The 14,384-nt window shown below is 63.7% G+C and carries 14 protein-coding genes; 4 read left to right on the top strand and 10 right to left on the bottom strand.

From position 1 onward, the window contains the following. Positions 1-199 precede the first annotated feature (199 nt). A complete protein-coding gene (locus EOC94_RS18905) occupies positions 200-2,422 on the top strand; it encodes an AMP-binding protein (protein ID WP_127292586.1) in 2,223 nt (740 codons plus the stop codon). Positions 2,423-2,425: 3 nt separating this feature from the next. On the opposite strand, the gene EOC94_RS18900 is transcribed toward EOC94_RS18905, so the two are convergent. From EOC94_RS18900 to EOC94_RS18890, 3 genes are all read right to left on the bottom strand, one after another. Beyond that, on the bottom strand, positions 2,426-2,689 hold the full coding sequence (locus EOC94_RS18900) for a hypothetical protein (RefSeq protein WP_127292583.1): 264 nt from the start codon (positions 2,687-2,689) through the stop codon (positions 2,426-2,428). A 266-nt stretch (positions 2,690-2,955) separates the two neighbouring features. Continuing rightward, complete coding sequence (pssA, locus tag EOC94_RS18895; protein WP_127292580.1) at positions 2,956-3,771, bottom strand: CDP-diacylglycerol--serine O-phosphatidyltransferase; 816 nt, start codon at positions 3,769-3,771, stop codon at positions 2,956-2,958. Positions 3,772-3,774: 3 nt separating this feature from the next. Next, a complete protein-coding gene (locus EOC94_RS18890; protein WP_127292578.1) occupies positions 3,775-4,473 on the bottom strand; it encodes a phosphatidylserine decarboxylase in 699 nt (232 codons plus the stop codon). 248 nt (positions 4,474-4,721) lie between these two features. Here EOC94_RS18890 and EOC94_RS18885 point away from each other — a divergent pair, with 248 nt between their 5' ends. Beyond that, the gene (locus EOC94_RS18885; protein ID WP_127292575.1) at positions 4,722-5,594 is read left to right on the top strand and encodes an SMP-30/gluconolactonase/LRE family protein; all 873 of its coding nucleotides are present in this window, start codon (positions 4,722-4,724) and stop codon (positions 5,592-5,594) included. Between the two features lie 3 nt (positions 5,595-5,597). On the opposite strand, the gene EOC94_RS18880 is transcribed toward EOC94_RS18885, so the two are convergent. From EOC94_RS18880 to EOC94_RS18865, 4 genes are all read right to left on the bottom strand, one after another. Continuing rightward, positions 5,598-5,945 carry an antibiotic biosynthesis monooxygenase gene (locus tag EOC94_RS18880; protein WP_095483173.1) on the bottom strand — a complete coding sequence of 116 codons (348 nt, stop codon included), beginning with the start codon at positions 5,943-5,945 and terminating at the stop codon, positions 5,598-5,600. A gap of 106 nt (positions 5,946-6,051) precedes the next feature. Continuing rightward, on the bottom strand, positions 6,052-7,938 hold the full coding sequence (locus tag EOC94_RS18875) for an ABC transporter ATP-binding protein/permease (RefSeq protein ID WP_127292573.1): 1,887 nt from the start codon (positions 7,936-7,938) through the stop codon (positions 6,052-6,054). A gap of 21 nt (positions 7,939-7,959) precedes the next feature. After that, on the bottom strand, positions 7,960-8,286 hold the full coding sequence (locus EOC94_RS18870) for a metalloregulator ArsR/SmtB family transcription factor (RefSeq protein WP_127292570.1): 327 nt from the start codon (positions 8,284-8,286) through the stop codon (positions 7,960-7,962). Positions 8,287-8,349: 63 nt separating this feature from the next. Then, complete coding sequence (locus EOC94_RS18865) at positions 8,350-9,759, bottom strand: LysM peptidoglycan-binding domain-containing protein (protein WP_095483170.1); 1,410 nt, start codon at positions 9,757-9,759, stop codon at positions 8,350-8,352. A 164-nt stretch (positions 9,760-9,923) separates the two neighbouring features. Between EOC94_RS18865 and EOC94_RS18860 the strand changes: the two genes are divergently transcribed. Next, entirely contained in the window at positions 9,924-10,535 is a 612-nt protein-coding gene (locus EOC94_RS18860; RefSeq protein WP_127292566.1) for a TIGR00730 family Rossman fold protein, read from the top strand. A gap of 106 nt (positions 10,536-10,641) precedes the next feature. On the opposite strand, the gene EOC94_RS18855 is transcribed toward EOC94_RS18860, so the two are convergent. Beyond that, positions 10,642-11,994, bottom strand: coding sequence for a sorbosone dehydrogenase family protein (locus tag EOC94_RS18855; protein WP_127292563.1), 1,353 nt, complete (start codon positions 11,992-11,994; stop codon positions 10,642-10,644). A gap of 219 nt (positions 11,995-12,213) precedes the next feature. On the opposite strand from EOC94_RS18855, the gene EOC94_RS18850 reads away from it, so the two are divergent. Next, positions 12,214-13,215 (top strand): transporter, encoded by a 1,002-nt coding sequence (locus tag EOC94_RS18850; protein WP_127292560.1) that lies wholly within the window; start codon positions 12,214-12,216, stop codon positions 13,213-13,215. A 9-nt stretch (positions 13,216-13,224) separates the two neighbouring features. Here the strand turns inward: EOC94_RS18850 and EOC94_RS18845 are convergent, their stop codons facing one another. Together EOC94_RS18845 and EOC94_RS18840 are read right to left on the bottom strand one after the other, a co-directional pair. Beyond that, the gene (locus tag EOC94_RS18845) at positions 13,225-13,911 is read right to left on the bottom strand and encodes a glutathione S-transferase family protein (RefSeq protein WP_127292557.1); all 687 of its coding nucleotides are present in this window, start codon (positions 13,909-13,911) and stop codon (positions 13,225-13,227) included. A 15-nt stretch (positions 13,912-13,926) separates the two neighbouring features. After that, positions 13,927-14,384, bottom strand: a 458-nt coding sequence (locus EOC94_RS18840; RefSeq protein ID WP_348627394.1) for an EamA family transporter, incomplete at its 5' end; no start/stop codon positions are given.

Here is a 14,384-nt window from a genome sequence, read left to right as displayed (position 1 = left end):
TATATGCCCTACTCCGGGCAAGCCTGTGTAGGCGTGGTGCCGAATGCGGCGGCAGTATCTGTAGTTGCGCCGGAGTCGGGCACGGCGGGCGGCGAGAAGAAAGGACCTCCGCATTGACGTTGAGCCCACTTCGTCTAGGTTCTCATTGAAGCGGTCGGGAAAGAACCGCGACGTGAGAATCTGTTGGGAGAGACGCGGCATGACCCTGACACTGGCGCTGCTTGCGGGCCTCGTCGCGGCCTGGCTGCTGATCGGTGTGGTGGAAAAATTCCGCCTCGGCCTACGCTTCACCCAGGCGCTGCTCTATGTGCCGTTCAAGCTCGCCTACCGGGTCGCCGATGATCGCATCAGGATCGCCCGCAAAGCAGCTGTTCCGGTCATCTACGTCATTTCGCACCAGTCGCGCCTCGAACCGGCGCTGATGCTGTCGCTGCTGCCGGAAGACACGCTGCATATCCTCGACCAGGCCTCTGCCAGGTCGCCCTGGCTCGAACCATGGCGCGAGCTTGGCCGCACCATCGCCTTCAATGCCGAGCACGTCTTCGTCAGCCGTCGGCTGGTGCGAGTACTGAAGGGCAAGGGCCGCCTTGCCGTCTATCTGCCGGATGCGGTCGAGCCTGATATCAAGACATTTCGCCTGTTTCGCGCCGTCACCCGCATCGCCATGCAGGCCGACGCCCGCATCGTGCCGATCTTCGTCGCCGGCGCGCGCACTCTGCCGGTATCGCTGGCGCCGGCGGACAAGGCGCCGCGGCGCTGGTTTCCCCGCCTGTCGATCAGCGTGCTGGAGCCGATGACCATCACCGAGCTGGTGGCGCGAAACCCTGATCAGCCCTCGAACACCAATGCGCTGTTCGACCGTTTCGCCGAAGCCCGGCTTTTCGGCAGCGATCTTAATCGCGGCCTGTTCCTCGCCATGCGCGACGCCGCCGACCGTGTCGGCGCCTCGCATCCTATCGTCGAAGACGTGATCAGCGGCGCACTGAGCTACAGAAAGCTGTTCATCGGCGCGCGGGTGCTCGGCCGCCGCTTCGAGGCTGTGACGGCGCCGGGCGAAGCGGTTGGACTGCTGCTGCCCAACACCAATGGCGTCGTGCTGTCGCTCATTGGCCTGCTGTCGGCGAGCCGGGTGGCGGCGATGATCAACTATACCGCAGGCCCGGCCAGCGTCACCGCCGCTGTGCGCACGGCGGAGATCCGCACCGTGGTCTCGTCGCGCGCCTTTGTCGACAAGGCCAGCCTCGCAGACATCGTCGCGGCGGTGGAAGGAGGCGGCGCCAAGCTGCTGTGGCTGGAGGATGTGCGCACCAGCGTGACCGTGCTGGACAAGCTCGCCGCCGCCTTGCTGTGGCGCTGGCCGCTGCAGCCGCAGAATGCAGCCAAGCCGGCGGTGATCCTGTTCACCTCCGGCTCGGAAGGCACGCCCAAGGCCGTGGTGCTGTCGCACCGGAACCTTCTCGCCAACGCCATGCAGGCCGAAGCCCGCATCACCATCTCGCCGGCCGATATCCTGCTCAACGTGCTGCCGGTGTTCCACTCGTTCGGATTGACGGGCGGCACCATCCTGCCTCTGGTCACCGGAGTAAAACTGTTCCTTTATCCCTCGCCGCTCCACTACAAGCTGATCCCCGAGGTCGCGCGCAAAGTGGGGCCGACCGTCATGTTCGGCACCGACACGTTCCTCTCCAATTATGCGCGCACCGCCAAGGACGGCGATTTCTCCAGCCTGCGCTTCATCGTCGCCGGCGCCGAGGCGGTGAAACCGGAGACACGCCGCGTTTACCGGGAGCGCTTCCAGGCCGAGATCATCGAGGGTTTCGGGCTGACCGAGGCAGCGCCCGTCGTTGCCGTCAACACAGCCATCCACGGCCGTGACGGCACGGTCGGGCGGCTGTTGCCGGCCATGCGCATGAAACTCGAACCGATGGAAGGCATTAGCGGCGCCGGACGGTTGTGGCTCGATGGGCCAAACCTGATGATGGGCTACATGACGTCGGATCGGCCCGGCGAATTGCAGCCGCTCGACGGCTGGCATGATACCGGCGACATCGTTTCGGTCGACCGCGAGGGTTTCCTCACCATTCGCGGCCGGGCCAAGCGCTTTGCCAAAATCGCCGGCGAGATGGTGTCGCTGGGTGCCGTCGAGATGCTGGTGCAGTCGCTATGGCCGGAAGAGCACCATGCCGTGGTGGCGGTGCCGGACAGGCGCCGCGGTGAACGCATCGTGCTGGTCACCACCGCCAATGACGCCAACCCCGACGAATTGCGCAAATTCGGCAAACAGGCAGGTGCCGCCGAACTGATGGTGCCGAACGACATCGTCAAGGTCGAGGAAATCCCGGTGCTGGGTTCGGGCAAGACCGACTATGTCTCGACCCGCAAACTGGCGATCGACCGGCTGGGGCTCAGCGCGGCAGCTTAAGGGCTAGAGGGCCACCACCGACAACAGCAGGATGACGCCGACCGCCATCATCAGCAGGCCTGGCCAATTCTGCGACAGGCCGAGGAAGCCGAGGCCGCGCCGCCGCGGCTCAAGTGTCGGGCCTGACGTTGCGAGATTTGGCGTCGAGCGATCCGGCGCCGCGCGAACAGGCGCCGGATCACTGAGCCGCCCGCGCCCTAGGGCTGCGCCAGCCATGTACACAACGCCAGCGACAATGAGCAACGCACCGATGAGGACGACAACCATTTCTTCTCCTCGCACTTCTTCAGGTGCCGCGCCTGGCGCAGCAGCTTGAGAGGTCGACGGCGAGGCGTTTCGCGAGGTCGCGCACCTCGCCCGCTGAGACAGAACGGTCAAGATGCCGGCAGGTTCCCGCTAGAGCGGGATGCGTTCAAATTGAACTGGGCATCCCGCTCCATCTATTTGTTTAGCCGCATTTCTGTGACGCCAAGTGATCCACTTGGCTGCAAAATGCTCCAGATAACCTTCGGAGCGAATTGGCGACACGTCTGTCAGCCGATGTCTGAAGGCGGCACCTCCTCGCCTTCGCGCTTGGCGCGCCTCGAATAGGCGCGGATGCTGAACGGCAGAAAGATCAGATAGCCGGCGACCGACGCCGTCAGCGTGTACCAGGGGTAGGTCATCAACAGCAGTATATAGAGGACGACGCCGAGGATGATCGGCAGCACCCTGTCGCCAGGGACTTTCAGGCTCTTGCCGGAATACACCGGCAGCCGGCTGACCAACAGGAAGGCAACCAGAATGGTGAAACCGGTGGCAATGAAGGCGGCAGTGCGGGATGGCTCCAGGCCTAGCCGCAGGAAGGACAGATAGAGCGGCAGCATCACCAGCACGGCGCCCGCCGGCGCCGGCACGCCGACGAAATATTCGGTCTGCCAGACCGGCCGGTCCGTGTCCTCGTCAAGCACATTGAAGCGGGCTAGCCGGAGTCCGCAGGCGATGGCGAACAGGAGCGCGGCGATCCAGCCCGGCGAGCCGGCTTGGTCGAGCAGGAAGGCATAGAGCACCAGCGCGGGTGCAACGCCGAAATTGACGATATCGGCTAGCGAATCCATCTGCGCGCCGAATTTGGACGTCGCCTTCAGCATCCGAGCCAGGCGGCCATCGATGCCGTCGAGGAAGGCGGCGAGCAGCACCATCACCACTGCCGGCTCGAAACGGCCTTCGAAGCCGAAGCGGATGCCGGACAGGCCGGCGCAGATGGCGAGCACGGTGACAAGGTTGGGCAGCACCATGCGCATCGGGATTTCATGGATGCGCGGACCGCCGCTGCCATGTGCCTCGAACTTCTTGAACGGCGCGCCCACGGCTCAGGACACCCGCACGAGCGGCGTTGCGGCAATGCCGCCGAATTCGGCCAGTATGGTTTCACCGCCAACCGCGGTCTGGCCGACGGCGACACGCGGCGTCGCGGTCGACGGCAGGAACACGTCGACGCGCGAGCCGAAGCGGATCAGCCCGAAGCGCTCGCCGATGCCGATCGTGCCGCCGGTCTCGGCCCAGCAGACGATGCGCCGCGCCACCAGGCCGGCGATCTGCACCGCGGCTACCATGCCGTTGGGGCTATCTATGACCAGCCCGTTGCGCTCGTTGTCGGCACTCGCCTTGTCGAGCGCGGCGTTGAGGAATTGGCCCGGCCGATGCTCGATCCTTGTGATGCGGCCGCGCACAGGGGCGCGGTTCACATGGCAGGAGAAAACATCCATGAACACCGAGATACGGGTCATTTCACCACCGCCGAGGCCAAGTTCGCGCGGCGGCACGGCCGGGCCGACCGCAGTGATGATGCCGTCGGCCGGGCTCACCACCAGCCGGTCGTCGACAGGCGTGACACGCTCGGGATCGCGGAAGAAATAGACGCACCATGCGGTCAGGATGAGGCAGACCCAGAACAGGATCGAAGAGAAATAGCCGAGGAAAAGCGTCACCGCGGCGAACGCCGCGATGAACGGATAGCCTTCGCGATGGATCGGAACGAACGTTTTCTTGATCGTGTCGACGAGGTCCATGGGTTGGAAACAGCCCTAGTTTCAGGTCCGGCCTCAATAGCGGAAAGCCCCCGTGGCCGCAACGCGGCAATGAGGGCTGGCCGGCTTGGCTGGGTCCCGTCAGCGTTTGTCGATCGCAGGCGTTGGAGGGACCCAATGAGCCTGTCCGAAAAAACCGTGACTGTTGTCGGGGCGACCCGGCCTCGCTCGTCCTTGGAGATACGGTGCCTTTATCGAAGCGGCCGCCGAACGACAGCTGGAGCTAACGAATGCCGTCACAGAAATCAGCAGCCAAACAGGCGCACATCGTCATGAACGGCCTGGCGTTCGGCGAGTCGCCACGCTGGTATGACGGCAGGCTTTGGTTCTGCAACTGGGGAACCGGCCAGATCATCGCCGTCGATGCCGACGGCAACAGTGAGATCATGCTCACCGTGCCAGCCACCCTGCCCTATTCGATCGACTGGCTGCCGGATGGCCGCCTGGTCGTCGTCTGCGGGCGTGAAGGGCTGGTGCTGCGGCAAGAAGCAGACGGGACAATGGTCACCCACGCCGATCTGCGACACCTCTCAGAGAGCCCTTGGAACGAGATCGTCGTCGATGGGCGCGGCAACATCTACGTCAATGGCGGCGGGCCGGCGCCGGCTCCCGGCCAGCATTTCGGCCCCGGCACTATCGTGCTGATTGCGCCGGACGGGTCGGTGCGGCAGGTGGCGGACAAGATCGCCTTCGCCAATGGGATGGCGGTGACGCCTGACAACAAGACGCTGATCGTCGCCGAATCCCACGCCAACAGGCTAACCGCCTTCGACATCGCCGCCGATGGCAGCCTTGCCAACCGGCGGCGATGGGCCGACCTCGGCAACGGCTTTCCCGACGGTATCTGTCTCGATACCGAGGGCGCCATCTGGTATGCCGACGTGCCCAACCGGCACTGCGTGCGCGTGAGAGAAGGCGGCGCAATGCTCGAGAGCGTCGACGCCGATCGCGGCTGCTTTGCCTGCATGCTCGGCGGCGCTGAAGGCAAGACGCTGTTCATCGTCGCCGCCGAATGGCGCGGCTTCGAATACATGATCAGCGATGCCCGCACCGGCCAATTGCTCAGCATCGAGGCTCCGGCACCGGGTGCCGGCTGGCCGTAGAGCCTACACGCCGGGAATCCGCTGATAGTTGGCGATGTCGGCCCTGACGCCGAGCCGGGCTATCGTCTCCTGCGGGTTGAAGGCAATGTGCTCATGCGCGGCCTTGACGATCGGCACCACATTGTCGATGGCTGCCTGGCTTTCCCATTCGACAATGGTCACGAGGTTGAACTCCCCCGGCCCGGAAAATTGCTCGAGCAAGAAATCCTGAACGAAGCCTTTCTGCTGGCGCAACAATTCGTGCGTCATCCTGACCTTGGCGATGATTTCTTCGCGGGCTTCGCTAGGGACGACGAACTTGTCGACCCTGAACACGCTACCACTGCCATGTTGTTGATTTAGCTGTTCCATTTCCGCTCTCCGACCGCAAACAGGCGCACCGTGCCCCTTCGATCGGCGGTCTACGATCTCAACTTAGGTTGAGGTCAAGCGGAAAATTCAACTCATTCTCGACACCTCAATTCACCTCCGAGGGGCGGCGGCGGACGACAACGCCGAACTCATCGCTTTCGCGAGCAATGCGCAGCCGCTCCTCAGCCTCGGTCGCCTCGCGCTGGCGGTCCCACATCGAGGCGTACAGACCGGCCTTGCGCATCAAGGCGGCATGCGTGCCGCGCTCCGCGATCTGGCCATCCTGCAGCACGATGATCTCGTCGGCCGAAATCACCGTCGATAGCCGGTGGGCGATGACGATGGTGGTGCGGCCCTGGCTGACGAGATCGAGTGCTGCCTGGATCTCCTGTTCGGTATGGCTGTCCAGCGCCGAGGTCGCCTCGTCGAGCATCAGGATCGGCGGCGCCTTCAGGATGGTGCGGGCGATCGCCACGCGCTGCTTCTCGCCACCGGACAGTTTCAGCCCACGCTCGCCGACCATCGAACGGTAGCCGTCGGGCAGCCGCTCGATGAACGGCCCGATCTGAGCGAGCTCGGCCGCCTTGCGGACGTCCTCCTCGTTGGCATCGACGCGGCCGTAGCGAATGTTGTAGGCGATGGTGTCGTTGAACAGTACGGTGTCCTGCGGCACCATGCCGATCGCCGCGCGCAGGCTCTCCTGCGTCACATCGCCGATGTCCTGGCCGTCGATCAGTATCTTGCCGCCCTGGATGTCGTAGAAGCGGAACAGGAGCCGCGAAATGGTCGATTTGCCGGCGCCCGACGGCCCGACAATGGCAACCGTTTTTCCTGCGGGCACCTCGAAGCTGATACCTTTCAGGATTTTACGGTTGGGATCGTAGGAAAAGTGCACGTCGCGGAACTCGACCTTGCCGGCGCCGACGGCCAGCGGCTTGGCACCCGGTCTGTCGACGATCTCCTGCGGCACATCGAGCAGATCGAACATCTGCTCGATGTCGGTCAGCCCCTGGCGGATTTCGCGATAGATGAAGCCGATGAAATTGAGCGGCACCGAAAGCTGCACCAGCATGGCGTTGATGAAGACGAAGTCGCCAACCGTCTGCGTGCCGGCCTGCACCTCCAGCGCCGAAAGGCACATCACGACGACCGTGCCTAGACCGAAGATGACGCCCTGGCCGAAGTTCAGCCAGCCGAGCGAGGTCCAGATCCTGGTGGCTGATATCTCGTAGCGCGCCATCGACCGGTCGAAGCGCTCGGCCTCCATGCTCTCGTTGTTGAAATATTTGACCGTCTCGAAATTGAGCAGCGAGTCGATCGCCTTGGTGCTGGCGTCGGTGTCGCTGTCGTTCATGTCGCGGCGAATGACGATGCGCCAATCGCTCGCCCTGATGGTGAACCAGATGTAGAGCCAGACCGTCACCGCCACCACAGCCACGTATTTCCAGCCATAGGTGACGGCGAAGATGCCGGCTGTCAGCGCGAATTCGAGAATGGTCGGCAAGGTGTTGAGCACGGTGAAGCGGACGATCGTCTCGATGCCCTTGGTGCCACGCTCGATGATGCGCGACAGGCCGCCGGTGCGCCGCTCGAGATGGAAGCGCAGCGACAGTTGATGCATATGGATGAAGGTGCGGAAGGCGAGTTGGCGCACCGCATATTGTCCGACTCGGGCAAACAGCGCGTCGCGCAATTGGTTGAAACCGAGCTGTACCAGCCGCACGACATTATAGGCGACGACCAGCATGACCGGCGCCAGCAGGAAGGTCGGCAATGGCGGCACCGACTTGGCGTCGCCGGCCAGCGCATCGGTGGCCCATTTGAAGAAATAGGGACCGGCAACCAGTGTCAGCTTGGCGACGACCAGAAGCACTGTCGCCCATGCCACCCGCGCCCTAAGGTCGGCACGGTCGGCCGGCCACATGTAGGGCCACAGATTGCGCAACGTCCTGAAGGTCGAGCCGGAATCGGCGGAGACGGTTTTTTCGGCCATTTCTATGCCTTTTCGTATTTCTTAGCGGCCAGAGCAGCAGGACTTGACGAGCGCGGCCAGCGATGCAGAAACATCAGCTAGCGCATCGCCGTCGACCTGATAGCGCGAGCGTTGCCGGTCCGGTTCGTAGCGGACGAGCCCAGCGTCGACCAATATCTTCAAGTGCTGGGAGACGGTGGACTGTGCCAGGTCGAGATGGTCGACGACCTCCCGGCAGCAACAGGAGCGGCTGGCCGAAAGATGCCTAAGGATCTCGATCCGCGCCGGGTGCGAAAGCGCGGCGAGCTTCGCGGCCACGGCGCGACTATCGGCGATGCCGCAGGTCTTCTCGATCAGGGGAGTATTCATCGTCTATCGGCGATAAGCGATGAACGAACTTTCCGCAAGAGGTCGGAAAGAAGAAAAGGATTTCTAATCGGCCTTTTTCGGGGCCGTCGTCATCTGGTCGCCCATTGCCTTGAAGTCGGCGGCCTCGCCTTCCTTCGACGTTTCCGGGACCTTGAAGACCTGCCCCGGCCAGATGCGATCGGGATTCCTGATCTGATCCTGATTGGCGAGGTAGATGGTCGAGTAGCGAACACCTTGGCCGTAGACCCGCCGCGAAATCCGCCACAGCGTATCGTGGCGGCGGATGATGACGGCGCTGTCGGCGTGTTCGAGTTTCGGCGCCGCGGTCTCGGGCACTTCAGCCGGGGGCGTCGCAGCCGCTGCATCGGCCGGAGCCTCGGCAGCAGGAGCCGCAGGCGTCGTCGCGTCAGCGGCCGCAGGCGGCGTGGCGGGGTCGGTTGCAGGCGCGGCCGGCTTCGCCACGGCGGCGACCGACTCGCCCGGCTCGCGCTCGAACGGCACGGCGGCACGGGCCACCACCTTGATCCCATCGGCATCGAGCGCGTCGACACGGATGGTGTAGGTGCCGACCGGAATGTTGCGCGTCGCCTCGACCAGGAAATGGCCGTCGGGTGATGTCTTCGCGTCGCCGAGCAAGATATCGTTGGCATAGGCGCGTACCTTGCGGCCGGGATCGGCGAGCCCTGCGACGAAGATCTTGCTGCCGTCGATCTCGATCGCTTCGACGACGATCTTTGGCCCTGCGGCTGGCGTTGCGGGTGCGACCGGCACTTCAGGAGCGGCGGGGGCGGCATCGACAGTGGCCGGTGCCGCCGGTGCGGCTGGGGCCGGTGCCGTGGCAGCGGGGTCCTCGGCAGCCGGAGCGGCCGCCTTGTCGCCGGCAGGCGATTCAGGCTTCTTCTCGGGTGCAGGAACGGTGAGCAATTCGGAGGGCTTGCCGGGTTCTTCGATCATCGCCAGCACCTGGCCAGCGGGACTCTGGGGGATCGAGACGACGGCTGTCTGCACAGAGGGGGTCACGACATTGCCGGTCATTGACCGCAGCGCGATCGTGTAATCGCCGGGTTTCAGCGGATCGTCGAGAACGATGGCGAAAGCGCCATCGGCGCCGGCGACGGTCGAGCCGAGAACCGTCGAACCGTTGAGGATCTCGACCTTGGCGTTGGGTGCGGCATTGCCGGCGACGACGATAGAGCCTTTGATTTCAACCCGAACGATATCGAAGGTCGGCGCGATCGCATCGGCCGTGGCCGGCGCTGCCGGTGCCATAGCATCTGTGGCCGGCGCGGGCGAAAGCGGTCCATCGGTCCCTGGCTCGGCCGGCTTCTGCACCGGCGGCGTCAGCGATACCACCTCCGCCGGTGGCGTGCGATTGAGATACGGATCGAGCGCGCCCGACACATAGGCGGTCCCCGCCGCGGCGACGGAGCCGCCGGCGGCGAACAAAAACGCCTTCAATGGATTAATTGCCATATTTCCCTGCCCTTAGCCACCTAATGCCGGTCTAGCCTGTTTTGCCCAGACCGACAAGAAAAACGGGCCGACAAGAAAAACGGGCCGGCAAGAAAACGGGGCCGGCAAGAAAAAAGCCCGCCGCGGGCTTGACCACGAATAAAGACCCAATCACCAATCATCTCATGAATACGATTCGATCCGTCTGCGTCTATTGCGGCTCATCGCCGGGCCGTGATCAGACCTATGCCAAGGCAGGACACCTGCTCGGGCGCTCGATTGCCAAGTCCGGCCTGCGTCTGATCTATGGCGGCGGCACCAGGGGCATCATGGGAGCCGTTGCCGAAGGCGCATTGCGAGCCGGCGGCAAGGTGACGGGCATCATTCCGCGCTTCCTGATCAACAGGGAGGCCACCGAAACCGCGCTTGACCGGCTCGACGAGCTCGTGATCACCGACAATATGCACGAGCGCAAACACGCCATGTTCGAGAAATCCGACGCCTTTGTGGCGCTGCCGGGCGGCATCGGCACGGTCGAGGAAATCATCGAGATCATGACCTGGGCGCAGCTCGGCCATCATCGCAAGCCGATCGTCTTCGGCAATGTTGGGGGATTCTGGGACCCGATGCTGGCGCTGCTCGACCATATGACGGCCGAAGGCTTCATCCACACCGCGCAGCGGGTCAAGCCGCTGGTGGTTGACGACCCCGAAGCGATCGTCGCCGCCATCATGGTCGCGGGATCGTCGGTCGATGCGCCGACCGAGGGGGTGCAGTCGGTAATCGACAAGCTTTAGGGGAGTAAGGGAGTAAGGCAGTAGGGCAGTATGTAGTTAATGCCGCGCTCATGATGAGGCACTCTCCTACTGCCCTACTGCCCTACTGCCCTACTGCCCTACTGCCCTACTGTCCTACTGCCTCCGCAAGTCGGCGACTTGCCCGGCTGACCCGCCAGATGACATTGCCGACATCGTCGGCGACGAGCAGTGCGCCGGTCTGATCAATAGCAACGCCGACCGGACGGCCCATCGCCTTGCCATCATGCCCAATGAAGCCAGTGAGCACATCCTTCGGGGGACCGCTCGGTTTACCACCGCGGAACGGCACGAAGATCACCTTGTAGCCGCTGTGCACGCTTCTGTTCCACGAGCCGTGCTGGCCGACGAAGGCGCCGTTGCCGTAGGCCGGACCGAGCGACGCGCCTTTGGAAAAGGTCAGTCCCAGCGAGGCGGTATGGGAACCCAGGGCATAGTCGGGCTTGACCGCCCTCGCCACGAGATCGGGGCGCTGCGGCTTGACGCGTTTGTCGACGTTCTGTCCGTAGTAGCTGTAAGGCCAGCCGTAGAACGCGCCGTCACGAACCGAGGTCATGTAATCCGGCACGAGATCGTCGCCGATCTCGTCACGCTCGTTCACGGCGACCCAAAGCTCGCCAGTTTCAGGGTTCCAGGAGAGCCCGTTCGGGTTGCGCAGCCCCGACGCGAAGACCCGGGTGCGGCGGGTGGACAAATCCACTTCAAGGACGGCGGCGCGGTTCTTCTCCGCGGCCATGCCGTTTTCTCCAACGTTACTGTTGGACCCGACGGTGGCATAGAGCTTGCGTCCATCCGGACTTGCGATCACGTCCTTGGTCCAATGATGGTTGAGGTCTCCGGCCGGCAAGTCGGTGATCTTTTCCGGCGGCGTGGTGACTCGGGTCTGGCCATTGGAGTAGGGGAAAGCGACGAGCGCATCGGTATTCGCGATGTAGAGCTTGCCTTTGGACAGCGTCATACCGAAGGGTGAATTGAGGCCTTCCGCGAACGTCCTGCGCACATCCGCAACGCCGTCGCCATTGGTGTCGCGCAGGAGGGTGATGCGGTTGGCGCTTTTGGTCGCGGCGCCGGCCCGCTTCATAGCCAGATCCATGAAGACCTTTCTAAGGCTGAAGCCTTCGTCATGCTTGGCAGGGGCGTTGGTTTCGGCAACCAGCACGTCGCCGTTCGGAAGCACATGCAGCCAGCGCGGATGGTCAAGGCCGGTGGCGAAGGTGTTCACCGTCAGCCCCCTCGCCGGGGTCGGCATACCACCCTCCTGCCAGCCTTTCGCCTCGGCGATGTTGACGGTCGGAATCAGCGTCGGTCTTGGCTTCGGTAAAGTTGGGTTGGGGCCATAGCCGGTTATTGCCTCCGTTTTCTGCGCTGGAAAGCCGGCGCAACTCGCCATGACGGCTCCCAATACCGCTATGAATATGCTTCGTGGGAAGCCGGCATGCATCGGACGTCCTCCGCATGGATTTGCGTCGTGCTCTTTGCGTAAACGCCAGTCAACGACGTATTATTCCAAATTGCCTCCAAACAGCGGCGTTCGTGTGTGCGCCTCGGACCACGGTCAAAGTGTCAAGAAACCGTCACACGAAACCGGGAGCGCCCGTGCTAGGAATCACCGGCCGCTGCGGCCGCGCGGCGTTGTTTTCAAAAAGCTGGCCAAGCGACCATGAACATCGCCCTCAACCCGGAAGGCACCGACCTGTCGCCGTACCTGCCCGACGAGCATGGGTTGTTCTTCATCTATCACTTCACCGCCGAAGGCACGCGAACCAAAGACCCGGCCGCCGCACACTGGACATGGCGCAGCTATCAGCTTTCCGACATGCGTGCCCGCCACGAGATCGCCGCCGATCAGGCTTTGCCGCCGCCGGTGCGCGATGCCTTCCTGTCGGCCGGCCATGGCTGCCATATCGACCTTGAGGGCGACTGGCTCTACGGCGATCTGCCGGACCTGCGCCACGACTATTCGGCGGAAGCGCGTGGGCTCGGCCATTTCCGCTTCGCCTTCAACGACACGATGCTGATCGGCGGCCGCAAGCAACCGCTGCAGTCGGTCGACAATGTCCGCAAGGCGATCGACAATGGGTCGCGCAAATTCCGCTCTCCTGCCGAACTCATCGAGGCTGTCATGGGCCAGTCGCTCGACGGCATGGCGACGGAGCTCGGTAGCCTTGGCGATGCGCTCGACGGCATCGAGGACCGCATCGTCTGCGATGCATGGCACAGTGAGCGGCAGGCTCTGGTCGATGCACGCCGGCAATTGGTGGTGATCCACCGGCAGATGGCGGCGCTGACCAGCCTGTTCCGTCATCTCGACCATTCGCATCGCAACGATTTGCCCGACACAATCAACGACATGGCGGCACGGCTTTCGCACCGCGCCCACACATTGCACCATGACGGCGAGCAATTGCAGGCGCGCGCGCGGCTCTTGCAGGACGAGCTGATGGCCAAGCTGACGACGCAGTCGAACCAGTTGCTCTACATGCTGTCGGTGATGACGGCGGTGCTGTTGCCGATGACGATCATCTCAAGCCTGTTCGGCATGAATGTCGGCGGCCTGCCGCTGGTCGACACGCCGATGGGTTTTTGGGTGGCGTCGGCGATATCGCTGGCAGTCGCGGCGGTCGTCTACCTGTTCGTCAGGCGGCTGGGGCGCGGGATGTAGCGGCAACCGTTACAAGGTTGCGCGAAAGTCCTCGACGACAGTGCCGGCGGCGCGCACCTCCGCTTCGTGGTTCGGCTCGCGCCACGTCTCGGCAAGGGCTGCCGCGTACCATTCGCGCATCGCCGGCAGAGCAAGCAATCGCGCCGGATAGGCGGCCGCTGCGCCCTCGAAAGACAGTCCGTAGGACTGAACCCTAAACGCCACCGGGGCAAAGAAGGCGTCAACGGCGGTGAAGCGATCGCCAGCCAGGAACGGTCCGCCGAAGCGGCGCAGCCCATCGTCCCAGAGATCGCCGAGACGGAAGAGGTCGTGCTTCAGCTCATCGGAGATCGGCACCGGCGCGATGCGGACACCGCAGTTCATCGGACAGGAGCCGCGCAAGGCGGTGAAGCTCGAATGCATTTCGGCCGCAGCCGACCGCGCCCAGGCTCGCGCCTTCGCGTCGGCAGGCCAGACGCCGGCGTGGCGCTCGGCCAGATATTCGGCGATGGCGAGCGAATCCCAAACCGCCCAGCCGTCGTCGATCAGGCAAGGTACGCGGCCGCTCGGCGAGAACGGCCGGTAGAGGCTCCAGCTCGATCCGGTCGGAAACGGTGTCAGCCGCTCCTCGAAGGAGACGTCCAATGTCCGCATCAGCACCCAAGGCCGCAGCGACCACGAGGAATAATTCTTGTTTGCTATGTGCAGCAAGTACATCGAAAATCCCTCGCCCTAACGCACTGCCGGCCGGATCTCGCGGGCGCGGAACATCGACCAGGAGTAGATCGCCAGCGCCGTCCAGATCAGGCCGAAGGCGATGGCCTGGGTGCTGCCGAAGGGTTCGCCGAAGATCAGCACGGCGATCAGGAACACAATGGTCGGCGCGATATACTGCATGATGCCAATGGTGGAGAGGCGCAACAGCTTGGCCCCGAAAGCAAACAGCAGCAACGGTATGGCGGTGACCGGGCCGCAGCCGACCAGCAGCGCCGTATCGTCCAGGGAACTGGAGACGAAATGGTCCTGCCCGGTGACGATGAGGAAGATGATGTAGCCGAGCGCCGGCACCGACAGTAACAGCACTTCGAGCAGAAAGCCCTGGCTCGGACCGATTGGCAGCGTCTTGCGGAAGAAGGCATAGGCGGCAAAGGAAAACGCCAGCACCAGTGATACCCAGGGCAGCTTGCCGG

The sequence above is a fragment of the Mesorhizobium sp. M6A.T.Ce.TU.016.01.1.1 genome (genome assembly GCF_003997065.1).
Lineage (GTDB): Bacteria > Pseudomonadota > Alphaproteobacteria > Rhizobiales > Rhizobiaceae > Mesorhizobium > Mesorhizobium mediterraneum.
Note: the sequence above shows the minus strand (reverse complement) of the source record. Positions and strands in the feature narration are given on the sequence as shown.

Coding starts and splice junctions, on each gene's coding strand:
- EOC94_RS18870 (WP_127292570.1), bottom strand. CDS start 8,286: ATGAATACTCCCCTGATCGAGAAGACCTGCGGCATCGCCGATAGTCGC.
- EOC94_RS18880 (WP_095483173.1), bottom strand. CDS start 5,945: ATGGAACAGCTAAATCAACAACATGGCAGTGGTAGCGTGTTCAGGGTC.
- EOC94_RS18845 (WP_127292557.1), bottom strand. CDS start 13,911: ATGTACTTGCTGCACATAGCAAACAAGAATTATTCCTCGTGGTCGCTG.
- EOC94_RS18890 (WP_127292578.1), bottom strand. CDS start 4,473: ATGGACCTCGTCGACACGATCAAGAAAACGTTCGTTCCGATCCATCGC.
- EOC94_RS18850 (WP_127292560.1), top strand. CDS start 12,214: ATGAACATCGCCCTCAACCCGGAAGGCACCGACCTGTCGCCGTACCTG.
- EOC94_RS18905 (WP_127292586.1), top strand. CDS start 200: ATGACCCTGACACTGGCGCTGCTTGCGGGCCTCGTCGCGGCCTGGCTG.
- EOC94_RS18885 (WP_127292575.1), top strand. CDS start 4,722: ATGCCGTCACAGAAATCAGCAGCCAAACAGGCGCACATCGTCATGAAC.
- EOC94_RS18865 (WP_095483170.1), bottom strand. CDS start 9,759: ATGGCAATTAATCCATTGAAGGCGTTTTTGTTCGCCGCCGGCGGCTCC.
- EOC94_RS18860 (WP_127292566.1), top strand. CDS start 9,924: ATGAATACGATTCGATCCGTCTGCGTCTATTGCGGCTCATCGCCGGGC.
- EOC94_RS18855 (WP_127292563.1), bottom strand. CDS start 11,994: ATGCATGCCGGCTTCCCACGAAGCATATTCATAGCGGTATTGGGAGCC.
- EOC94_RS18900 (WP_127292583.1), bottom strand. CDS start 2,689: ATGGTTGTCGTCCTCATCGGTGCGTTGCTCATTGTCGCTGGCGTTGTG.
- EOC94_RS18875 (WP_127292573.1), bottom strand. CDS start 7,938: ATGGCCGAAAAAACCGTCTCCGCCGATTCCGGCTCGACCTTCAGGACG.